The organism is Mangrovactinospora gilvigrisea, assembly GCF_001879105.1.
GTDB classification, from domain to species: Bacteria; Actinomycetota; Actinomycetes; order Streptomycetales; family Streptomycetaceae; genus Mangrovactinospora; species Mangrovactinospora gilvigrisea.
Window position 1 is genome coordinate 21,133 of the sequence record NZ_MLCF01000056.1, and the last position, 21,759, is coordinate 42,891.

The following is a 21,759-nucleotide window of genomic DNA, read 5'->3' on the forward strand; positions in this document are numbered from 1 at the left end:
GTGGGGAGCTCCAGACGATGTGGGGGAGGGTCGTTCAGAAGAAGCGGGGGTCGGCGAACGCGCCGCTGGAGACGAGGTAGATGTAGAAGTCGGCGAAGCCGACCATGAACAGCGACGTCCAGGCGAGCAGCATGTGGCGGTTGTTGAGCACGCCGATCCAGCCCCAGAGCTTGTAGCGCACCGGGTGCTTCGAGAAGTGCCGGAGCCGGCCGCCGACGATGTGCCGGCAGGAGTGGCAGGAGAGGGTGTACGTCCACAGCAGGCCCGCGTTGACCAGAAGCACCAGGGTGCCGAGGCCGGCGTGGCCCCAACTGCCGTGCTTGTCGCGGAAGGCGAGGACGAGGTCCCAGGTGAGGATGACCGCCACGATCGTCGACAGGTACAGGAAGTACCGGTGGACGTTCTGCAGGATCAGCGGGAAGCGGGTCTCGCCGCTGTACGTGGCGTGCGGCTCGGCGACCGCGCAGGCCGGGGGCGAGGACCAGAAGGCCCGGTAGTAGGCCTTGCGGTAGTAGTAGCAGGTCATCCGGAAGCCGAGCGGGACGATCAGGATGATGACGGCCGGGCTCAGCGGCCACCAGGACCCGAAGATCGGCCAGCGCGCGCCGCCGGGCATCGCCGGGCACGAGGAGGCGAGGCAGGGGGAGTAGAACGGCGAGATGTAGGGCTCGCTGTAGTAGTGGCTCCCGGCGAACGCCCGCCAGGTGGCGTAGACGATGAAGGCGAGCAGCCCGGCGGCGGTGGCCGCGGGGGGCAGCCACCAGCGGTCGGTGCGCAGGTGGCGGACCGTCAGCGCGGCGCGCCGCGGCGAGAAGACCCCGCCCGGCGGACGCCGCTGCGGGGGGAGGGTGCTGCTGTCGCTCTGCCGGTTCGTTTCTGTGTCGGCGCTCAACGGATCTCTTTCCCGAATACGGCTGGACGTGCCCCTTCAGGGGCGCGGGGCTGCGGCAGCTGTGCGGCTCCGCCGCGTGGGCGCGAGTGACCCAGCGGAACCTGCACCGTCTAAGTCACCTCGCGCCGACCGATCCCCTCGTCGTCCACGTCCCTCCAGAGCGCGGGATCGTAGGGAGCGTCAGGTACGTGGATGACGTCCTCGGGGGGACGCGCCTGCGAGGGCACCACGCCTGGGGGCAAGCGACGCGTCAACGCGTCCAGCTCCGCACGGAGCCGCGCGACCGCGCGCTCGACGTGTTCCAGGTCCCTGCGGGCGGCGTACACGTCGTCCTGTAGCGACACGAGGTGCTCACCTTCTCCGTCGAATGTGAGGCAAATGTGGTGCGGATCACTCAGGTCTTCGGCGGAGCCGAGTCTCTCGCGGCGAAAGGTCCCTGCGAAAGGGGTTCGGACATGTTGATCACGGATCTGGCTGATCTGTTATCGATCGCACGAGATCGTCGTCTGATGATCTTTTGATCCGGTGTGAAGCTGGTCCGATCCGGTGATCCCGGCGGCGGGATGCGGGGTGTCTCCCGCGGACGCGCCGCGGACAAGCGCACGGTGGCCGACGGAAGAGCACCCACCGAAGATCATTTTTTCCGTCGGGAGGATCCTGTGCGCGGGAACGTTTCGGCACGACGGCTCGCGGCTGCCTTGCTGGTGGCCGCCCCTCTGCCGCTCGCCGCCGCCTGCTCCGGCGGGGGCGCCGACGCGCCGCCCGCCCAGTCGCTGACGGCCGCGCCGGCCGCGCAGGTCCGCGCGGGCGGCACCCAGACCTGGGCCGTCGGCGGCGTGCCGGCGACCCTGAACGTCCATCAGACCGACGCGGACGCCGCGACCCGCACCGTCGCCGAGGCGGTGCTGCCCGCGCTCTTCCCGCCGGACTCCGGCGGTCGGCCGACGATGGACCAGGACTACCTGGTCAAGGCGGTCTCCAAGGGCGGCGCCTCCTCGGACGACGCCTCCGACGACGCCGAGGCGGCCAACCCCCAGACGGTCGTCTACACCCTCAACCCGCAGGCCCGCTGGAGCGACGGCAAGCCGCTGTCGGCCGCGGACTTCGCCGGGCAGTGGAAGGCGCTGCGCGGCACCGACCCCGGCTACTGGACGTCCGGCACCGGCGGCTACGACGCCGTCTCGGACGTCACCGCCGGCCCGGGCGCCCACCAGGTCACCGTCTCCTTCAAGCGGCCCTTCGCCGACTGGCGGGCGCTCTTCACCCCGCTCTACCCGGCGGCCGCGACGAAGTCCCCGGAGGCCTTCAACGACGGCCTGCGCCGGCACCTGCCGGCCACCGCCGGACCGTTCCGGCTCGCCGGCTCGGACGCGGTGGACGACAAGGCCGGCACCGTCACCCTGGAGCGCGACCCGAAGTGGTGGGGCACCCGCGCCCGCCTCGACAAGCTGGTGCTCAAGGCCGTCCCGGCCGAGCAGCGGCTCGCCGCGCTCAAGTCGGGCAGCGTCGACCTGGCCCGCCTCGACACCGACGCCCCCGGCGCGGCGACGCTGCTGCGCCAGGCGTCCGCGACGCACGGGATCACCCTGCACAAGGGCGCCGGCGGGGCGTGGACCCAGCTCACCCTCAACGGCGGCACCGGTCCGCTCAAGGACGGCGACCTGCGGCGCGCGGTGGCGCGGGCCATCGACCGCAACGCCATCGCCAAGGACGTCGCCGCCCCGCTCGGCATGACCGCCTTCGCCCCCGGCAACCACCTGCTGATGGGCACCCAGGCGGGCTACTCCGACAACAGCAGCGCGCTGGGCTCCGCCGGGGACGACGGCGGCAAGGGCGAGGTGCAGAAGGCGCTCAAGGCGGCCGGCGACGCGGTCGGCACGGACGCGCCGGTGCTGCGGGTGGTGATCCCCAAGAACTCCGCGCAGGCCGAGACGGTCGCCAAGGACGTGCACACCATGCTCGCCAAGGCGGGCCTGAGGTCGAGGACGGTCGCGGTGTCCGGGGACGGCTTCTTCACCGACCACGTCGCCACCGGCGACTTCGACCTGGCGGTCTACTCCTGGCCGGCGACCGCCTTCCCGGTGGTCGACGACCGGGCGATCTACGCCAAGCCGCAGCCGTCCGAGGACGGCTCGATGAACATCGGGCGGAACTGGGCCCGCACCGGGACGGACGAGATCGACCTGCTGTTCCGCAAGGCCGGCGCCGAGCTGGACACCGGGAAGGCGTCCGACCTGCGGAACACGCTGGACGCCCGGCTGTGGCGGGAGGCGGGGTCGCTGCCGCTCTTCCAGGTGCCGGACGTGGTGGCGACGCGGGCGAACGTGGTGAACGCCGGCGCGTTCGGCGTGGGCACCCCCGACTTCACGGCGGTGGGCTTCCGCAAGTAGCGGGGCGGGGCGGCGGAGGGCGGCGGACCCGGCACCGCGCGGACCGCGCGGTTTTATCGGCACCTCGCACAGCACGTAGACTCGGAGACCGTGTGCCTGGGCGTAAGCGACCCGGCCCCATCCCTTCTCCGAGGAGCCCGCCCTCTCATGCCCACGCGCAGCAACATCCGCAACGTCGCCATCGTCGCCCATGTCGACCACGGCAAGACCACGCTCGTCGACGCGATGCTCAAGCAGGCCGGCGCCTTCGGCGCCCACCAGCACGTCGACGAGCGCGTGATGGACTCCAACGACCTGGAGCGCGAGAAGGGCATCACCATTCTCGCCAAGAACACCGCCGTCCACTACCACCCCAAGGACGGCGGCGACCAGGTCGTCATCAACATCATCGACACCCCCGGCCACGCCGACTTCGGCGGCGAGGTCGAGCGCGGGCTGTCGATGGTGGACGGCGTCGTGCTGCTGGTGGACGCCTCCGAGGGCCCGCTCCCGCAGACCCGCTTCGTGCTGCGCAAGGCGCTCGCCGCCCGGCTCCCCGTGATCCTGTGCATCAACAAGGTGGACCGCCCCGACTCCCGGATCTCCGAGGTCGTCGACGACACCTACGAGCTCTTCATGGACCTGGACGCCGACGAGGAGCAGATCGAGTTCCCGATCGTCTACGCCTGCGCCCGCGACGGCCAGGCCTCGCTGAACCGCCCCGTCGAGGGCGGCGCGCTCGACAGCGAGAACCTGGAGCCCTTCTTCCAGACCCTGCTGGACACCATCCCGGCCCCCACCTTCACCGAGGGCGCCCCGCTCCAGGCGCACGTCACCAACCTGGACGCCTCCAACTTCCTCGGCCGGATCGCGCTCTGCCGCGTCCACGAGGGCACCATCACCAAGGGCCAGCAGGCCGCCTGGTGCCGCCACGACGGCACCGTCGAGCGGGTGAAGATCACCGAGCTGCTGATGACGGAGGGCCTGGAGCGCAAGCCCGCCGAGGAGGCCGGGCCCGGCGACATCATCGCCATCGCCGGCATCCCGGACATCATGATCGGCGACACCATCGCGGACGCCGAGGACCCCAGGCCGCTCCCGCTGATCACCGTCGACGAGCCGGCGATCTCCATGACCATCGGCACCAACACCTCCCCGCTGGTGGGCCGCGGCCCGACCAAGCGCACCAAGGTGACGGCCCGCCTGGTCAAGGACCGCCTCGACAAGGAGCTGGTCGGCAACGTCTCGCTGCGCGTGCTGCCCACCGAGCGCCCCGACGCCTGGGAGGTGCAGGGCCGCGGCGAGCTGGCGCTGGCCATCCTGGTCGAGACGATGCGCCGGGAGGGCTACGAGCTCACCGTCGGCAAGCCCCAGGTGGTCACCAAGGAGATCGACGGCAAGCGCCACGAGCCCGTCGAGCGCCTCACCATCGACGCGCCGGAGGAGTACCTGGGCAACATCACCCAGTTGCTCGCCGTCCGCAAGGGCCGCAACGAGAACATGGTCAACCACGGCACCGGCTGGGTCCGGATGGACTGGGTGGTGCCCTCCCGCGGCCTCATCGGGTTCCGCACCGAGTTCCTCACCGTCACCCGCGGCACCGGCATCGCCCACCACGTCTTCGAGGGCTACGAGCCCTGGTTCGGCGAGCTGCGCACCCGCGCCTCCGGCTCGCTGGTGGCCGACCGGGCCGGCTCGGTCACCCCGTTCGCCATGCTCAACCTCCAGGAGCGCGGCACGCTCTTCACGGACCCGACGACCGAGGTCTACGAGGGCATGATCGTCGGTGAGAACTCCCGCTCCGACGACATGGACGTCAACATCACCAAGGAGAAGAAGCTGACCAACATGCGCTCCTCCACGGCGGACGAGACCGAGAAGGTCTACCCGCCGCGGAAGCTCTCGCTGGAGCAGGCCCTGGAGTTCTGCCGCGAGGACGAGTGCGTCGAGGTCACCCCGGACACCGTCCGGATCCGCAAGGTGATCCTGGACCAGAAGGAGCGCGCCCGGAACACCGCCCGCGCCAAGCGGTAGCGCCCGGCGCGGCCCGCGGTTCCACCGCCCACGCCCCGGCACCCCACCCGGCCCAACGGGCCGTACGGGGGGCCGGGGCGTGTCGTCGTGCCCGGCGAGGTGACGGAGGGTAGCCTTCGACAAGGTGTCCGGTCAGCGGTGAGCGCGTCCCGGGCAACGGTCGTTCCGTCCGATTGCAACCGCCCTGTCTGGACAGATCTCGTCCGCACTCCGGGAATTTCCGGAGTAGACGTGATCAAATAGTGATCGACAAGTGCTAGGAGCGCGGCACCTCGTGACGGATAGTAGAGGCTGTTGTGCTCGGGTCAACGGGTCCGACGCGCTTGGCGCGCCGACTCACGAGCTTCGGGCGCCCGCCGCAGGCGGGCGCTCTTCCTGTACCGAAGGCAAGTCATGAGGAGGCAACCCATGCGCGTTGCTACCAGCGCCAAGTGGGTGGCAGCCGCGGCGGTCGTGGCCCTGGGCGCGTCCGCCTGCGGCAGCGGCGGCGGCAGCAGCAGCGGCGGGAGCGGCACGGCCGGTCTGGTCAGCTACCAGTCGGGCGAACCGCAGAACCCGCTCCAGCCCGCGAACGCAAACGAGGTCAACGGCGGACGTGTCCTCATGAACCTGTTCCGGGGGCTCACGCAGTTCACCCCGGACGGCAAGCTCGAGAACGCGGTGGCGTCGTCCATCCAGTCCTCGGACTCCAAGCACTACACGGTGACGCTGAAGCCGAACTGGACCTTCACCAACGGTGAGAAGGTCACGTCCGACTCCTTCATCGACGCCTGGAACTGGGCGGCCCAGGCGAAGAACGCCCAGGCCAACGCCAACTGGTTCTCCGTCATCCAGGGCTACTCGGACGTCCACCCGGCGTCCGGCACCCCCAAGGCGACGACCATGTCGGGCCTGAAGAAGATCAGCGACACCAAGTTCGACATCACGCTGAACTCGCCGATCTCCTACTTCAACTACGAGCTGGCCTACACGGGCTTCTCGCCGCTGCCGAAGGCCTTCTTCAAGGACCCCAAGGCGTACGGCCAGAAGCCGGTCGGCAACGGCCCGTACAAGTTCGACTCCTGGACCCACAACAACCAGATCGTGGTCAAGAAGTGGTCCGGTTACCAGGGCTCGGACAAGCCGCAGAACGACGGCATCGTCTTCAAGAACTACTCGAAGGCCGACGCCGCCTACCAGGACCTGCTGTCGAACAACCTGGACCTGCTCGACCAGGTGGACCCGACCGACCTGGGCCACTACAAGAAGGACCTCGGCTCCCGCGCGATCGACCAGCCGATGTCGGGCATCCAGACCATCGCCTTCGCGATGTACAACAGCGAGTGGAAGGGCGTGAACACGGCCAAGGTCCGCCAGGGCCTGTCCATGGCCATCAACCGCCCGCAGATCACCAAGACCGTCCTCCAGGGCTCCCGGACCCCCTCGTCCGCGTGGACCGCCGAGGACACCCAGGGCTACAAGGCCGGGACGTGCGGCGAGTTCTGCACGTACAACCCGACCAAGGCCAAGGAGCTGATCAAGGCCGGCGGCGGCGTCCCCGGTAACAAGATCACGGTGCTCTACAACGCCGACGGCGGCCACAAGCAGTGGGTCGACGCGGTCTGCAACTCCATCACCCAGGCCACCGGCGTCGCGTGCGCCGGCGACCCGAAGCCGGACTTCAAGACGGCCCTGAACCTCGAGGTCAACAAGAAGCTCCCGGCCAACGAGCTGTTCCGGAACGGCTGGCAGGCCGACTTCCCGTACATCGCCAACTTCCTCACCCAGACGCTGGCGACCGGGGCCGACGCCAACTACGGCGCCTACAGCAGCCCGGAGTTCGACGCGCTGCTGAAGAAGGGCGAGCAGGCCTCCTCCCCCGAGGCCGGCGCGAAGTTCTACCAGCAGGCCGAGGGCGTCCTCGCCAAGGACATGCCCGCGATCCCGCTCTGGGACTACCGCTCCACCACCGGCTACTCGTCCAAGGTCAGCAACGTCAAGTACGACTGGCAGGGCAACCCGGTGTGGACGCAGGTCAAGAAGAGCTAATCGGCACTGGGGCGCAGGCCCAGCTTGGCGCCGTGGCCCCGCGGCCGGCCCCGCGCCCCCTCCTCGGAGGGGGCTGCGGGGCCGGCCGCCGCCGCGTCGCCGTTCCAAGGGAGGCACAATGGGGCGTTATATCCTTCGACGCCTGCTCCAGATGATCCCGGTGTTCATCGGCACCACCCTGATCATCTTTCTGATGGTGTACGCGCTGCCCGGCGATCCCGTGCGCGCGCTGTTCGGGGACAAGGCTCCCGATGCGGCCACCCTCGCCGCGCTCCGTCACCAGTACGGGCTGGATCTGCCCCTGTGGCACCAGTACTGGAACTACCTCAGCGGCATCTTCAAGGGCGACCTGGGGACGAGCTACAGCCAGCAGCCGGTCGCGAGCATCCTCGGCGCGGCCATCCCCGTGACGATCCGCCTCGCGCTGGTCGCCTTCGTGATCGAGATGGTCTTCGGCGTCCTCTTCGGCGTCATCTCCGGCCTGCGCCGCGGGAAGCTCGCCGACAGCGTGCTGCTCTTCGTGACGCTGATCGTGATCGCCATCCCGACCTTCGTGATCGGCTACGTCTTCCAGGTGGTCTTCGGCAACAACCTGGGCTGGGTGACGCCGACGGTCAACGACTCGTACAACATCACGCAGCTGATCCTGCCGGGCATCGTCCTCGGCCTGGTCTCGCTCGCCTACGTCTCGCGGCTCACCCGCACCAGCGTGGTGGAGAACGTCCGCGCCGACTACATGCGCACCGCGGTGGCCAAGGGCCTGCCGCGGCGCCGGATCGTCGGCGTGCACCTGATGCGCAACTCGCTGATCCCGGTCATCACCTTCCTCGGCACCGACCTCGGTGCGCTGATGGGCGGCGCGATCGTCACCGAGGGCATCTTCAACATCCAGGGTGTCGGAAACGTCCTCTACAAGGCGATCAACCAGGCCGACGGCCCGCTGGTCGTCGGCACCGTCACCTTCCTGGTGATCGTCTACCTGGTGGCGAGCCTGATCGTCGACCTCCTCTACGCCGTCCTGGACCCGAGGATTCGCTATGCCTGACACCCCTGCGGGAACCCCCGACAACAGCGGCGCGGTCGAGACCGAGAGCCTGGGCGGGCCGGCCGGCGCGCTCGCCTCCGGAGGGCCCCACGCGGACAACCAGCCCGGCGGCAAGGAGAGGTCCGGCGGCAGCTGGGCCTCGGCCTGGCGGGAGCTGAAGTTCCGTCCGATCTTCTGGATCTCCGCCGTCATCATCCTCATCGTGCTGCTGATGGCGATCGTCCCGGGCATGTGGACCAGCGCCAGCCCGACCGCGGGCAACCCGTCGCACTACCTGGGCACGCCCCAGCTGGCGCACTTCTTCCAGGCGGACTGGTTCGGCTACGACCAGATCGGCCGGAGCGTCTACTCCCGCGTGGTGCACGGCGCCCGGGCGTCGATCATCGTCGGCATCTTCACGACCCTCGGTGTGACGGTCGCCGGCATCCTGCTCGGCATGCTGGCCGGCTTCTTCGGCGGCTGGCTGGACGCGGTGATCTCCCGGCTGACCGACATCGTCTTCAGCATCCCGCTGCTGCTCGGCGCGATGGTGATGCTCCAGGCGTTCACCCAGCGCACCGCCTGGACGGTCACCCTCGTCCTGGTGACCTTCGGATGGACCCAGATCACCCGCGTGATGCGCGGCTCGGTGATCACGGTGAAGCAGGCGGACTACGTGCAGGCCGCGCGGGCGCTGGGCGCCGGCAACGGGCGGCTGATGTTCAAGCATGTGCTGCCCAACGCCATCGCCCCGGTGATCGTGGTCGCCACCATCTCCCTCGGCATGTACATCTCCGCCGAGGCGACCCTCTCCTACCTGGGCATCGGCATCCAGAGCGGCATCTCCTGGGGCAGCGACATCTCGGACGCGTCCGAGCAGATCCGCAACGCCATCCATCTGCTGCTCTTCCCCGCCGGCTTCCTCAGCGCGACGGTCCTGGCCTTCATCATGCTCGGCGACGCCGTCCGCGACGCCCTCGACCCGAAGTTGAGGTGACATCCCTTGAGCACCACCGACACCACGGCTGTCGGGCAGGGCAACACCACCCCGTCCGGCACCTCGCTCCTTGAGGTGGACGACCTCCACGTGGAGTTCAAGACCCGCGACGGCATCGTCCGGGCCGTCAACGGGGTCTCCTACTCGGTCGACTCCGGCGAGACGCTGGCCGTCCTGGGCGAGTCCGGCTCCGGCAAGTCCGTCACCGCCCAGGCGGTCATGGGCATCCTGGACATGCCGCCGGCGAGGATCCCCAGCGGGGAGATCCGCTACCGCGGGCAGAACCTGCTGACCATGTCGAACGAGGCGCGGCGCAAGGTCCGCGGCGCGAAGATCGCGATGATCTTCCAGGACGCGCTCTCCTCGCTGAACCCGGTGCTGACGGTCGGCTACCAGCTCTCCGAGATGTTCCGCGTGCACCGCGGGATGTCCCGCAAGGAGGCCAAGGCCCGGGCCGTCGACCTGATGGACCGGGTGCGCATCCCGGCGGCCAAGGAGCGGGTCAACGACTACCCGCACCAGTTCTCCGGCGGCATGCGGCAGCGCATCATGATCGCGATGGCGCTGGCCCTGGAGCCCGACCTGATCATCGCGGACGAGCCGACGACGGCCCTGGACGTCACCGTCCAGGCGCAGGTGATGGACCTTCTGGCGGACCTCCAGAAGGAGTTCCACATGGGGCTCATCCTCATCACCCACGACCTGGGCGTGGTCGCCGACGTCGCCGACAAGATCGCGGTGATGTACGCGGGGCGGATCGTCGAGACGGCCCCCGTCCACGAGCTGTACAAGAACCCGGCCCACCCCTACACCAAGGGCCTGCTCCAGTCGATCCCGCGGCTGGACCAGAAGGGCCAGGAGCTGTACGCGATCAAGGGGCTGCCGCCCAACCTGCTGAACATCCCGGAGGGCTGCGCCTTCAACCCGCGCTGCCCGATGGCGCAGGAGGTGTGCCGGCACGAGCTGCCCCCGCTGCACGAGGTGACCGACGACTCCGGGCGGCCGATCGCCGGCCGGGGGAGCGCCTGCCACTTCTGGAAGGAGACCCTCCATGGCTGAGACAGGCGAGCAGGGCGCCACTGCGGTCGGCAACGCCCAGGGCGAGCCGATCCTGCAGATCCGCGGCCTGAAGAAGCACTTCCCCCTCACCCGCGGCGTGGTCGTCAAGAAGCAGATCGGCGCCGTCAAGGCGGTGGACGGGGTCACCTTCGACCTCTACCGCGGCGAGACGCTGGGGATCGTCGGCGAGTCCGGCTGCGGCAAGTCGACCGTGGCCAAGCTGCTGATGAACCTGGAGCAGGCCACCGCCGGCGAGGTGTTCTACAAGGGCGAGGACATCACCAAGCTCTCCGGCCGGGCGCTGCAGGCCGTCCGCCGGAACATCCAGATGGTGTTCCAGGACCCCTACACCTCGCTCAACCCGCGGATGACGGTCGGCGACATCATCGGCGAGCCCTACGACATCCACCCGGAGGTGGCCCCCAAGGGCGACCGCCGGAAGCGGGTCAGGGAGCTGCTGGACGTCGTCGGCCTCAACCCGGAGTACATCAACCGGTACCCGCACCAGTTCTCCGGCGGCCAGCGGCAGCGCATCGGCATCGCCCGAGGGCTGGCGCTCCGTCCCGAGATCATCATCGCGGACGAGCCGGTCTCGGCGCTGGACGTGTCCGTCCAGGCGCAGGTGGTCAACCTGCTGGCCGGGCTGCAGCGGGAGTTCGACCTCTCCTACATCTTCATCGCGCACGACCTGTCGGTGGTGCGGCACATCTCCAACCGCGTCGGGGTGATGTACCTCGGCCGGATGGTGGAGATCGGCTCGGACGAGCAGATCTACGAGCACCCGACGCACCCCTACACCCAGGCGCTGCTGTCGGCGGTGCCGGTGCCCGACCCGGACGGGCGCGAGGGCCGCGAGCGGATCCTGCTCGCCGGCGATGTGCCGTCCCCGGCGAATCCCCCTTCGGGGTGCCGGTTCCGCACGCGGTGCTGGAAGGCGCAGGACGTGTGCGCGGAGATCGAGCCGGTGCTGGAGGTGCCGGAGCGGTACCAGTCCGAGCCCGGTGAGCCGGCGGCGCACCCCAGCGCGTGCCTGTTCCCCGAGGAGCGCGACATCGTGGGGACGGCGGAGTAGCCGCCCTGAAACCCCGGCACCCCACCCGCCCCGCCGCGCGGGGTACGGGCCGCAAGGCGGCCCGGGTGGGGTGCCGGGGTTTCGCGTTCAGTCCTGGGTCAGCGCCTTGTCGAGGATGATCTCGCGGTCGGCGCCCGCGATCCCGGGCTCCTCGGGGAAGTGGCACGCGCTCAGGTGCCCCGCCCGGTTCCCGGAGATCTGCACCAGCGGCGGCTCCTGCTTGGCGCAGATGTCCTGCGCCTTCCAGCACCGCGTGCGGAACCGGCACCCCGACGGCGGGTTCAGCGGCGACGGCACGTCGCCGGCCAGCCGGATCCGCTCCCGCGCGGACTGCCCCGTGGGCCGCGCCTCCGGCACCGCCGACAGCAGCGCCCGGGTGTACGGGTGGCGCGGCCGCTCGTAGATGTCCGCCCGCGCGCCGACCTCGACGATCTTGCCGAGGTACATCACCGCGACCCGCTCCGAGAAGTGCCGGACGATCGCCAGGTCGTGCGCGATGAAGAGGAAGGCGATCCCCAGGTCCCGCTGCAGGCCCTGCAGCAGGTTGACCACCTGCGCCTGGATGGAGACGTCCAGCGCCGAGACCGGCTCGTCCGCGACGATCAGCTCGGGCTCCAGCGCCAGCGCCCGCGCCACCCCGATGCGCTGCCGCTGGCCGCCGGAGAACTCGTGCGGGAAGCGGTTGTAGTGCTCGGGGTTGAGGCCCACCGTCTCCAGCAGCTCCTGGACGCGCTTGCGCCGGCCGCCGGGCGGGTTGATGCCGTTCACCTCCATGGGGGAGGAGATGATCGTGCCGACGGTGTGACGGGGGTTCAGCGAGGCGTACGGGTCCTGGAAGATCATCTGGATCCGGGACCGGATCGGCGCCAGCTGCCGCCGCGAGGCGTGCGTGATGTCCTGCCCGCGGTAGCGGATCTCCCCGCCGGTGGGCTCCAGCAGGCGGGTGATCAGCCGCCCGGTGGTGGACTTGCCGCAGCCCGACTCGCCGACGACGCCGAGGCTCTCGCCGGCCCGCACCTCGAGGTCGATGCCGTCCACCGCCTGCACATCGGCGACATGGCGGCGGATCGGGAACCCGGCCATCACCGGGAAGTACTTGCGCAGCCCGTTGACCTCCAGGAGCGCCTCGCCGCGCTGCGCGGGGATGCGCGCGCCGCCGGACCGCGAATCGGTGGTGGTGCTCACTGCTCGTTCTCCTCGCTGTCCGTGCTGCCCGGGACCTGGTCCTCAACCGCCTCGGCGTCCGCGGCCCGCTCGGCGTCCGCGGCCGCCTCCACCGCCTCCTCGCCCAGCGCCGGCGCCACGTCCTCGGCGTACAGCTCGGCCTTCTGGGACGGCGTCAGATGGCAGGCCGCGCCGCGCCCGTCGGGCAGCTCGGGCCGCTCGGTGCGGCAGCGCGCCCCGCTGACGTGCTCGGTGAACCGGCAGCGCGGGTGGAAGGGGCAGCCGGTCGGCGGGTCCAGCAGCGACGGCGGTGTGCCCGGGATCGGCGTCAGCGGCAGCGAGACGTCGGTGGTGAGCGACGGCATCGAGCCCAGCAGCCCCCAGGTGTAGGGGTGCTGGGGCGCCCGCAGCACCTCCTCGACGGTGCCGCGCTCCACGGCCCGGCCGGCGTACATCACCAGCAGGTCGTCGGCGGTGTTGGCGACGACGCCCAGGTCGTGGGTGATGAGCACGATCGCGGAGCCGAACTCCCGCTGCATCTCCAGCAGCAGATCGAGGATCTGCGCCTGCACGGTGACGTCCAGCGCGGTGGTCGGCTCGTCCGCGATGATCAGGTCGGGGTTGCAGACCAGCGCCATGGCGATCACCACGCGCTGCCGCATGCCGCCGGAGAACTGGTGCGGGTAGTCGTGGACGCGCTGCGCGGGCTGCGGGATCCCGACCTTGGCGAGCATCTCGACCGCCCGCTCGTGGGCGGCCCGCTTGGTGGCGCCGGTGTGCTTGCGGAACGGCTCGGCGATCTGCCGGCCGACCGTGTAGTACGGCGACAGCGAGGTCATCGGGTCCTGGAAGATCATCGCCATCTTGTTGCCGCGGAGCTGCTGCAGCTGGCGCTCGGAGGCGCCGGTCAACTCCTGGCCGTCCAGCACGATCTCGCCGCCGATGGTGGTGGTGGCGGGGTTGTGCATGCCGAGGATCGTCAGGTTGGTGACGGACTTCCCGGAGCCGGACTCGCCGACGATGCCGAGCGTGCGGCCGCGCTGCACGTCGAAGGAGAGCCCGTCGACGGCCTTGACGATGCCGTCCTCGGTGGAGAACCGGACGTACAGGTCGCGGACGGAGAGGAAGGCTTCGCCCCCGGTGGCGGCCGGGCTGCCGGCGGGCATGGTCATGGTGGACACAGGGGGTGACTCCTAGTTGAGGCGCACGCGCGGGTCGATGACGGCGTAGCAGGCGTCGATGGCCGCGTTGAAGATGACGATCAGGGCGGCGCCGAAGAGCATGATGCCCATGATCGACGGCAGGTCCGACTTGTCGGTGGCCTCGACGCTGAAGGCACCGAGGCCCTGCAGCGAGAAGGTGTACTCGGTGATGATCGCGCCGCCCAGCAGCGAGGAGAAGTCCATGCCGAACTGGGTGATGATCATCGACAGCGCGCCGCGCCAGGCGTAGCGGAAGAAGACGAAGGGCGTCGACATCCCCTTGGCGCGGGCCATCTTGACGTGCTCCTCCTGGAACTGCTCGATGAGCAGGGAGCGCGTCATACGGGTGTAGGCGCCGACGAAGATGGTGGCGAGCACCGCCCAGGGGATGAGCAGCCCGACGAACCAGCCCCAGGGGTTCTCGGTGAAGGGCACATAGGCCGGGTTGTTGAAGAGGTGCAGCCCGTAGACGAGGATCGCCAGCGCGATCGGCCCGAGGAAGTAGATCTGCATCGAGTACATGAACATCGACAGCGTGGTGGCGACCTTGTCGATGAGCTTGCCGCGGCGGGCGGCGGCGATCATGCCCAGGCCGACGCCGACGATCAGGAAGACCACCGAACCGCCGATGGCCAGCGAGATGGTGACGGGCAGTCGGCCGGTGATGATCGGCCACACCGGGGTCGACTCGTCGAAGGAGTAGCCCAGGCACGGCGCCGGGCAGTTGCCGACAGGGAAGTGCCGGCCGGCGAAGATGCCGACCATGTAGTGCCAGTACTGCAGATAGATGGGCTCGTCCGTGCCCAGGTTGTGGTGAATGATCTTCAAAGCGGAAGCGGTGCAGTCGCGACCGCAGGAGAGCATCGCGGGGTCGCGGGGCACGGCCCAGAACAGCCCGTAGGTGATGGCGCTGATGAGGATCAGGACGACGAGGGCGCCGAGGGCTCGGCGGATCAGGAAACGTAGCATGTCGGGTCGCTGCTCTCCGTGGCTGCGCGCTGGACGGCGGGCCCGGCGGCCGCGCCCCTGGTGGGGGCGCGCACGGCCGCCGGGCCCGCGGCTTCTACTTCAGGAAGAGGCGGGTGGGGTCGAGCATGGCGAGGACGTTGTTGTAGACGACGCCGCCGACGTCCTTCCCGTAGAGCTGGACCTGCGTCCAGTTGTAGGTCGGGATGCCCGGCAGGTCCTTCTCGAGGATGTACTCGCCGAGGTTCTGCCACGCGGTCTGCGACTGGTTGACGTCCGTCATCGCGTTGATCTTGTCGATCTGCTTGTTGACGTACGGGTCGTTGAGGTGCGCGGTGTTGTTGGCACCGGTGGCGATCTGGCGCCCGTCGAAGAGCGGCGGGATCACGGTGTCGCCGTTCGGCCAGTCGGCGCCCCAGTCGGCCATGTACATGTCGTACTGGTTGGGGACCACGTCGATCTGGGTGAAGTAGGTCGAGCGCGGGATGTCCTTCAGCTGGACGTTGACGCCGGCCTGCTTCAGGGTGGTCTGGATCGCCGCGGCCGCGTTCTGCATGGCCGGGGTGTTCTCGTAGGCCAGCGTGACCTTCATCCCGGTCTTGTGCAGCTTGGTGAGCATGGCCTTGGCCGTGGCCGGGTCGCCGTTCGGCTTCTTCAGCTTGCCGTAGGGGTCGGTCTGCTTCCAGCCGGCCATCGTCGGGCTGAAGTAGTTGCCGGCCAGGTCGCCGGCCGAGGCGCCGCCGGCCGCGGTGAGGATCTGCTTGATCGGCATGGCGATCGAGAGCGCCTTGCGGACCTGGTAGTCCTTCAGCCGGGTCATGTTGTACGTGATGGTGCCGTTGAACGGCTCGTAGCCCTGCACCGTGTACTTGGCGATGCTCGGCGTGGTGAGCACCTTGTCCGCCGAGTTGGGGTCGACGGGGTTGCCGAGGCTGACCGCCTTGGCGTTGGCGCCGGTCTGGTCCTCCAGCCGCTGGGTGGTGTCCTGCGTGGAGTGGCCGTAGTGGATGTCGTAGCCGTCGAGGTACTGGTGGCGGATCGGGTCCAGCTTCGGGTCCCAGTTGGGGTTCTTCTCGAGGACGAGCTCCTTGTCCAGCGAGTGGGACTTGATCTGGTACGGCCCGTCCGAGACCGGCATCTGGTCGTACTTGGCCTTGGTGTCCTTGGCCTTCTCGACGGCGCCGTAGCCGGGCATCGCCAGCGTGTAGGGCAGGTCGGCGTGCGGCGTCTTGAAGTTGAAGACGATGGTGGAGTTGTCCGGCGCGGACAGCACCGAGTCCGGCAGCGACTTGCCCTTGTACGGCCCCGGGTAGAACTTGCGGAAGCCCGCGCCCGTGGTGTTGGAGAGCCACTGCTGCATGTAGGTCGGGCCGTTGGTCTCTCCGCTGTCGAAGAGCCGCTCGAAGGACCACTTGATGTCGGTGGCCGTGATCGGCGTGCCGTCCTGCCACTTCAGCCCGGACTTCAGGTGGAACGTCCAGGTCTTGTCGCCGTTCGACGCCGTGCCCGGGTCGGTCGCCAGGTCGCCCACGACGGTGAACTTCGTGCCGTCGTTGCTCATCTTGTAGCCGGTGAGGCCGCGCTCGAAGAGCGAGACGATGTCCTGGGCGTTGGCGGTGTAGATCTGTCCCGGGTCGTAGTGCCCGATGTCGGACTCTTCGTAGGTCTGCAGGACTCCGCCGTTCTTGGCGCCCGGCACCGGCGTGGCCGGCCCGTTCGAGTCGGCGGCGGTGCCCACCTTGGTGGTGCTGTACTTCTTCTCGGACTGCTGCGCCTGGGCCTGGTTGTTCTTGGGGCCCGCGTTGGCTCCGCCGCCGCCGCTGCTGCAGGCGGAGAGGGCCAGCGCCGAGGAGGCGACTATCGCGCAGGCGCTGTAGCGCAGCGCTCTGCCGGAGAGAGACCTGGTCATGCGGTGGAGCACCTTCCTGTTCGAGGCACCGGGTGGTACCGCGTCGTACTGAGAGGTACTGGTCGAGGCAGGAACGAGCGGCCTACCGGGCGGACTTCGGGTCGAGCGCGTCGCGCACCGAATCGCCGAGCAGGTTGAAGGCGATGACGAAGACGATCATCGTCACGGTGGGAAAGACCATGTAGGTGATGTCGCTCTGGTAGACCGCGGCGCCCGTCTGGAACATCCGCCCCCAGTCGGGGGTGGGCTGCTGGACGCCGACGCCCAGGAAGGACAGGCCGGCCTCGGCGGAGACCATCGTCGGCAGGAGCAGGGTGCCCTGGACGACGATGGGCGTCGTCATGTTGGGCAGGATCTCCTTCCTGATGATCCGCCAGGTCGACGCGCCGCTGAGCTTGGCGGCCTCGACGAATTCGCGTTCCCGCATGGAGAGCACGGCGCTGCGCAGGATGCGTGCAACGGCCATCCAGCTCAGGAACCACATCACGACGATCAGGATGGTGACGCGGAACCAGGTCGGCGTCTGCACCCTCGGGCTGAAGAACAGCGCCGAGAGCACCGGGATGAACGCGATGAAGAAGAGCTGCTGGGGAAAGGCCATCAGCAGGTCCGCCACGCGCATCACCACGTAGTCGACCCAGCCGCCGAGATAGCCGGCGAGCAGGCCGAGCACCACCGAGGTGATGATGATGAGGATGGTGAGCGCGACCCCGATGCCGATCGAGGTGCGCATCCCGTAGAACAGCTCGGTGAAGACGTCCTTGCCGTACGGGGGTTCGAGGCCGAACCAGAACTGGCCGCTGATGCCGCCGTTGGGCTTGAGCGGGTAGCCGAAGGAGTTGAGCAGGTTCTCGTTGACTCCGTACTGGGTGTACGGGTTCTTCCCGTAGAGCATGGAGACGACGGGAGCCAGCAGGGCCGCCAGGAAGAAGGCCAGCACGATGTAGAGGGAGAGCATTCCGGTGCGGTCGCGCCGGAATCTCCGCCAGGCCAGCTTGCCGGGCGACAGGCTCTCCCGGGCCACGGGGCCCTGGGCTTCCCCCTCTTCGTCCGGCATCGTCCCGACCGAGGTGCCTGTGTCCGAATTCGGGTCGGCCGGAGGTTTGTTGATCATGGAGATGCCCCCGCGCAGAGGTAAGTCGTCGCTAACACGAGTGGATGTGCGGACTCTCGCAACTGGTTTACCGCGAGGTCAAGGGTTGAGGCGCGGCCTATACCCATATGTTGCTTTCGGCGGGGGCGAGTTGGGAACGTTGCCGATCTGTGCTGGACAGAAACCGATCGGCAACGACGGGGCAACGTGCTGATGCACAAAGTGACCGAAAAGCGGAAGGTGATGTTCCAAAACGTCGCCGCCCGCACGCTTTCTGTAGCGCGGGGCGGCGAGCTTTCCTATTCAGTAGGTCAAGAATTCCAACGAAAGGTCAAGAAGACAACGACCGCCGGAGGAAATCGACCTGAAGAAGCAGCAGGTTCTCGGCCACTTGCGCCTGCGGTGTCATGTGTGTCACACCGGACAGCGGCAGGACGGTGTGCGGCCGTCCGGCGGCCAGCAGCGCCGAGGAGAGCCGCAGCGTGTGGGCCACCACCACGTTGTCGTCCGCCATCCCGTGGATGAGCATCAGCGGCCGCTCCAACCCGCCCGCGTCCTCGGCCAGATCGTGGTCCCGGTAGACCTCCGGCCGCTCCTCGGGCAGGCCCAGGTAGCGCTCCGTGTAGTGGGTGTCGTAGAGCCGGAAGTCCGTCACCGGCGCCCCGGCCACCGCCGCCCGGAAGACGTCCGGACGCCGCAGCACGGCCAGCGCCGCCAGATAGCCCCCGTACGACCAGCCCCGGATGCCCACCCGCGCCAGGTCCAGCGGATACCGCTCGGAGAGCGCCTGCACCGCGTCCACCTGGTCCTGCAGCGACCGCTCCGCCATCGCGAAGGCGATCGACTTCTCCCAGGACGGGCTGCGCCCCGGCGTGCCCCGCCCGTCCGCCACCACCACCGCGAAGCCCTGGTCCGCGAACCACTGCGACACCAGGAAGGGATTCTGAGCCGCCGTCACCCGCTGCCCGTGCGGACCCCCGTACGGGTCCATCAGCACCGGCAGCAGCCCGTCCCGCGCCTCGTCGTAGCCCGTCGGCAGCAGCACCGCGGCCGGCAGCCGCCGGGCGCCCGCGAAGCCGTAGGACGGCCGTGCGGCGATCCCCGGCGCCTCCGCCAGCGAGGCGATCTCCGCGACCGGCTTCTCCGGCTCCGCCTCCCGGAAGACCCGGGCCGCCGCGCCCGCCCGGTCCGGCGCCGAGGAGAGCAGCACCAGGTTGCCGCCGCCGCGCACCGCGGTGTGCACCCCGCGGCCCTCCGAGACCCGCGCCGCGCCCCCGCCGCCCGACAGGGCGGCCCGGTGCACATGCACCTCGCCGATGGCCTCCTTCGACTCGGCGCCCTCCGCGGCCGAGGCGGTGAACAGCACGTCCCGGTCGCCGACGTCCAGCACCGCCCGGACGTGCAGCCCCGGGCCGCTGACGTCCACGCCGTCCACCGTGACGTGCCGGCGGTCGCCCTCGTCCGAGACGCGCACCATCCGGCCGTCGCCGGTCCACGCCGGCACCCCGGGGACCAGGTCGAACCACGTCGGGTCCCGCTCCTCGTGCAGCACCTCGGTGGCGCCGCTCTCCGGATCGACCGCCAGGTACCGCTGCTCCCGCTGGTCGCGGGACTGCACCAGCAGCAGCGGGCGGCCGCCCGGCGCCGCCGCCTGCCAGCGCACCACGGCGAGGTAGGGGAAGGCCGCCCGGTCCCACTCCACCTCGCGCCGGGAGCCGTCCAGGCCCACCACCCACAGCGTGACGTCGGCGTTGGGGGTGCCCGCCGCCGGGTACGCCACCTCCGCCGGGCGGCTGCCCGGGTTCGCCGGGTCGGCGATCCACCAGCGGTTCACCGGGGCCTCGTCGACCCGCGCGACCAGCAGCCGGGTGCCGTCCGGCGACCACCAGTGGCCGCGGTGCCGGTCCATCTCCTCGGCGGCCACGAACTCCGCCAGGCCCCAGACGACCTCCGGGCCGTCCGGTTCGGCGAGCGCCCGGTCGCCGCCGCCGTCCGCGTCCACCACCCGCAGCGCGCCGCCCGCGGCGTACGCCACCCGGGCGCCGTCCGGGGAGGGGCGCGGGTCGATCACCGGGCCGGGCACCGCCAACTCCCGCGCCCCGCCGGGGCGCTGCAGATCCGTGGTGAACAGCCGTCCGGAGAGCGCGAACGCCGCGGTGCGCTGCTCGGCGTCGGCGGCGTAGCCGACCACGCCGGCCGAGCCCTCCCGGGCCCGCTCGCGGCGCGCCCGCTCCTCCGGGGAGAGGTCCTCCCCGGCCGCGCCGAGCAGCGCCTCGGGGTCGCCGGCGGCCCACTCGTTCCCGGAGTCCAGCTCGTGCACCCACAGCACATGGGAGCGGTCCGTGCCCGAGCGCGACCGCAGGAACACCACCCGCCGTCCGTCGTGGGCCGGAGTGAAGGCGCGCGGCGCCCCCAGCGTGAACCGCTGCGTCCGCGCATGAGCCTGAGGAAACGTCATAGCCGCACGTTACGCGGCTTCCGCGCCGCGAAGGGGCGCGGTGCTCCGCCGACCGGCGGCCGCGCCGCGGGGCGCGGGTGGCCGGGATCGGGCGTCCGCGGGCGGGATCGTCCGGGCGTTCGACTCCTACCCCGCCCGGCGTAACGTCCCGGAGTCCGTGATTCCGCGCGCCCTCGTGACGACACCGCAGGCCAGAGCGGCGAGGGCGTGCGCCCTCGGCGCTACCGCGCGCCCCCTTCACGCCGTCACCCCAGGTGAACCAGTGCCTACGATGCGGGTATGCGAGGGGTGGCCGGCCCGCCCGGATGTCCGACAAGCTGAGCAGAGGAGCGTCCTCGTGACCCTCTCGATCTCCCTGGTGCTGCTTCTGCTGGTGCTGGTGGTCGTGATGCTGCGCAAGGCCGGGCTCAAGCCCGTCCATGCCCTGATCTGCGCCCTGTTCGGCTTCTACCTCGCCTCCACCGGCCTCGCCCCGACGATCCGCGACTTCACCAGCAACCTCGCCAACATGCTGGGCAGCTTCAAGTTCTAGCGCCGGACCGGCTTACGCTGACCCCTATGACGGATGCCCCGCCCGCCGCGCGCCGGCTGCTGCTGGTCCACGCCCACCCCGACGACGAGTCCATCGGCAACGGCGCCACCATGGCCAAGTACGCCGCCGAGGGGGCCCATGTCACCCTCGTCACCTGCACCCTCGGCGAGGAGGGCGAGGTGATCCCGCCCGGTCTCGCGCACCTCGCGGCCGACCGGGACGACACCCTCGGGCAGCACCGGATCGGCGAACTCGCCGACGCCATGAAGCAGCTGGGCGTCACCGACCACCGCTTCCTCGGCGGCCCCGGCCGCTACCGCGACTCGGGGATGATGGGCGTCCCCTCCAACGAGCGCCCCGGGGCGTTCTGGCAGGCCGACCTCGACGAGGCCGCCGAGCACCTCGCCGCGGTCGTCCGCGAGGTCCGCCCCCAGGTGCTGGTGACGTACGACACCAACGGCGGCTACGGGCACCCCGACCACATCCAGGCCCACCGCGTCGCGATGCGCGGCGCCGAGCTGGCGCAGCGCCCCGGCGGCGGGGGAGAGCCGCACGCCGTCGAGAAGATCTACTGGAACTGCATGCCGCACAGCGTCCTCCAGGAGGGCTTCGACAGGCTGCGCGCGGCCGGCGAGGAGGGCCCCTTCGGCGCCGTCGCCAGCGCCGACGATGTCCCCGGCGTCGTCCCGGACGACGAGGTCACCGCGGAGATCGACGGATCGTCCTACGCCGCCCGCAAGTCGGCGGCGATGGCCGCGCACGCCACCCAGATCGCGGTGGACGGCCCCTTCTTCGCGCTCTCCAACGACCTCGGCCAGCCGCTCATCGGCCACGAGTACTACCGCCTGGTGCACGGCACCTCCGGCGCGGCCGACGGCGCGCGCGAGACGGACCTCTTCGCGGGGGTCGACGAGGGCGCCGGCGTCGATGAGGCCGCCGGCTCCGGACGGGGGGAGTGAG

The 21,759-nt window shown here is 70.0% G+C and carries 15 protein-coding genes and 1 pseudogene; 9 read left to right on the forward strand and 7 right to left on the reverse strand.

All coding sequences use genetic code 11. The features are described from left to right. Positions 1-34: 34 nt before the first annotated feature. The gene (locus tag BIV57_RS11695) at positions 35-793 is read right to left on the reverse strand and encodes a hypothetical protein (protein ID WP_071656700.1); all 759 of its coding nucleotides are present in this window, start codon (positions 791-793) and stop codon (positions 35-37) included. Positions 794-1,596: 803 nt separating this feature from the next. On the opposite strand from BIV57_RS11695, the gene BIV57_RS11705 reads away from it, so the two are divergent. From BIV57_RS11705 to BIV57_RS11735, 7 genes are all read left to right on the forward strand, one after another. Next, the gene (locus tag BIV57_RS11705) at positions 1,597-3,282 is read left to right on the forward strand and encodes an ABC transporter family substrate-binding protein (RefSeq protein WP_245797574.1); all 1,686 of its coding nucleotides are present in this window, start codon (positions 1,597-1,599) and stop codon (positions 3,280-3,282) included. Between the two features lie 147 nt (positions 3,283-3,429). Further along, entirely contained in the window at positions 3,430-5,295 is a 1,866-nt protein-coding gene (typA, locus tag BIV57_RS11710) for a translational GTPase TypA (RefSeq protein WP_071656681.1), read from the forward strand. A 408-nt stretch (positions 5,296-5,703) separates the two neighbouring features. Then, positions 5,704-7,323, forward strand: coding sequence for a peptide ABC transporter substrate-binding protein (locus tag BIV57_RS11715; protein ID WP_071656682.1), 1,620 nt, complete (start codon positions 5,704-5,706; stop codon positions 7,321-7,323). A 118-nt stretch (positions 7,324-7,441) separates the two neighbouring features. Then, positions 7,442-8,368, forward strand: a complete 927-nt coding sequence (locus BIV57_RS11720) for an ABC transporter permease (protein ID WP_071656683.1) — start codon at positions 7,442-7,444, stop codon at positions 8,366-8,368. Further along, positions 8,361-9,344, forward strand: coding sequence for an ABC transporter permease (locus BIV57_RS11725; protein ID WP_071656684.1), 984 nt, complete (start codon positions 8,361-8,363; stop codon positions 9,342-9,344). The genes BIV57_RS11720 and BIV57_RS11725 overlap by 8 nt, the downstream gene beginning before the upstream one ends. 6 nt (positions 9,345-9,350) lie before the next feature. Further along, positions 9,351-10,403 carry an ABC transporter ATP-binding protein gene (locus BIV57_RS11730; protein ID WP_071656685.1) on the forward strand — a complete coding sequence of 351 codons (1,053 nt, stop codon included), beginning with the start codon at positions 9,351-9,353 and terminating at the stop codon, positions 10,401-10,403. Beyond that, complete coding sequence (locus tag BIV57_RS11735; protein WP_071656686.1) at positions 10,396-11,475, forward strand: ABC transporter ATP-binding protein; 1,080 nt, start codon at positions 10,396-10,398, stop codon at positions 11,473-11,475. Before BIV57_RS11730 ends, BIV57_RS11735 begins: the two co-directional genes overlap by 8 nt. 87 nt (positions 11,476-11,562) lie before the next feature. On the opposite strand, the gene BIV57_RS11740 is transcribed toward BIV57_RS11735, so the two are convergent. From BIV57_RS11740 to BIV57_RS11765, 6 genes and pseudogenes are all read right to left on the reverse strand, one after another. Next, the gene (locus BIV57_RS11740) at positions 11,563-12,660 is read right to left on the reverse strand and encodes an ABC transporter ATP-binding protein (RefSeq protein ID WP_071656687.1); all 1,098 of its coding nucleotides are present in this window, start codon (positions 12,658-12,660) and stop codon (positions 11,563-11,565) included. A 104-nt stretch (positions 12,661-12,764) separates the two neighbouring features. After that, positions 12,765-13,811, reverse strand: a pseudogene (locus BIV57_RS11745) (ABC transporter ATP-binding protein); the annotation flags it as partial. Between the two features lie 21 nt (positions 13,812-13,832). Next, on the reverse strand, positions 13,833-14,810 hold the full coding sequence (locus BIV57_RS11750) for an ABC transporter permease (protein WP_071656688.1): 978 nt from the start codon (positions 14,808-14,810) through the stop codon (positions 13,833-13,835). 94 nt (positions 14,811-14,904) lie between these two features. Beyond that, positions 14,905-16,716, reverse strand: a complete 1,812-nt coding sequence (locus BIV57_RS11755) for an ABC transporter substrate-binding protein (RefSeq protein WP_071656689.1) — start codon at positions 16,714-16,716, stop codon at positions 14,905-14,907. An 82-nt stretch (positions 16,717-16,798) separates the two neighbouring features. Beyond that, positions 16,799-17,773 (reverse strand): ABC transporter permease, encoded by a 975-nt coding sequence (locus tag BIV57_RS11760; RefSeq protein ID WP_071656701.1) that lies wholly within the window; start codon positions 17,771-17,773, stop codon positions 16,799-16,801. A 367-nt stretch (positions 17,774-18,140) separates the two neighbouring features. Next, positions 18,141-20,267, reverse strand: coding sequence for a S9 family peptidase (locus BIV57_RS11765; RefSeq protein ID WP_071656690.1), 2,127 nt, complete (start codon positions 20,265-20,267; stop codon positions 18,141-18,143). 337 nt (positions 20,268-20,604) lie between these two features. Between BIV57_RS11765 and BIV57_RS11770 the strand changes: the two genes are divergently transcribed. Together BIV57_RS11770 and mshB are read left to right on the forward strand one after the other, a co-directional pair. Next, positions 20,605-20,799, forward strand: a complete 195-nt coding sequence (locus BIV57_RS11770) for a hypothetical protein (RefSeq protein WP_071656691.1) — start codon at positions 20,605-20,607, stop codon at positions 20,797-20,799. Between the two features lie 26 nt (positions 20,800-20,825). Continuing rightward, complete coding sequence (gene mshB / locus BIV57_RS11775; protein ID WP_071656692.1) at positions 20,826-21,758, forward strand: N-acetyl-1-D-myo-inositol-2-amino-2-deoxy-alpha-D-glucopyranoside deacetylase; 933 nt, start codon at positions 20,826-20,828, stop codon at positions 21,756-21,758. Position 21,759: the final 1 nt, after the last annotated feature.

Coding starts and splice junctions, on each gene's coding strand:
- typA (WP_071656681.1), top strand. CDS start 3,430: ATGCCCACGCGCAGCAACATCCGCAACGTCGCCATCGTCGCCCATGTC.
- BIV57_RS11715 (WP_071656682.1), top strand. CDS start 5,704: ATGCGCGTTGCTACCAGCGCCAAGTGGGTGGCAGCCGCGGCGGTCGTG.
- BIV57_RS11720 (WP_071656683.1), top strand. CDS start 7,442: ATGGGGCGTTATATCCTTCGACGCCTGCTCCAGATGATCCCGGTGTTC.
- BIV57_RS11725 (WP_071656684.1), top strand. CDS start 8,361: ATGCCTGACACCCCTGCGGGAACCCCCGACAACAGCGGCGCGGTCGAG.
- BIV57_RS11735 (WP_071656686.1), top strand. CDS start 10,396: ATGGCTGAGACAGGCGAGCAGGGCGCCACTGCGGTCGGCAACGCCCAG.
- BIV57_RS11750 (WP_071656688.1), bottom strand. CDS start 14,810: ATGCTACGTTTCCTGATCCGCCGAGCCCTCGGCGCCCTCGTCGTCCTG.
- BIV57_RS11755 (WP_071656689.1), bottom strand. CDS start 16,716: ATGACCAGGTCTCTCTCCGGCAGAGCGCTGCGCTACAGCGCCTGCGCG.
- BIV57_RS11760 (WP_071656701.1), bottom strand. CDS start 17,773: ATGCCGGACGAAGAGGGGGAAGCCCAGGGCCCCGTGGCCCGGGAGAGC.
- BIV57_RS11765 (WP_071656690.1), bottom strand. CDS start 20,267: ATGACGTTTCCTCAGGCTCATGCGCGGACGCAGCGGTTCACGCTGGGG.
- mshB (WP_071656692.1), top strand. CDS start 20,826: ATGACGGATGCCCCGCCCGCCGCGCGCCGGCTGCTGCTGGTCCACGCC.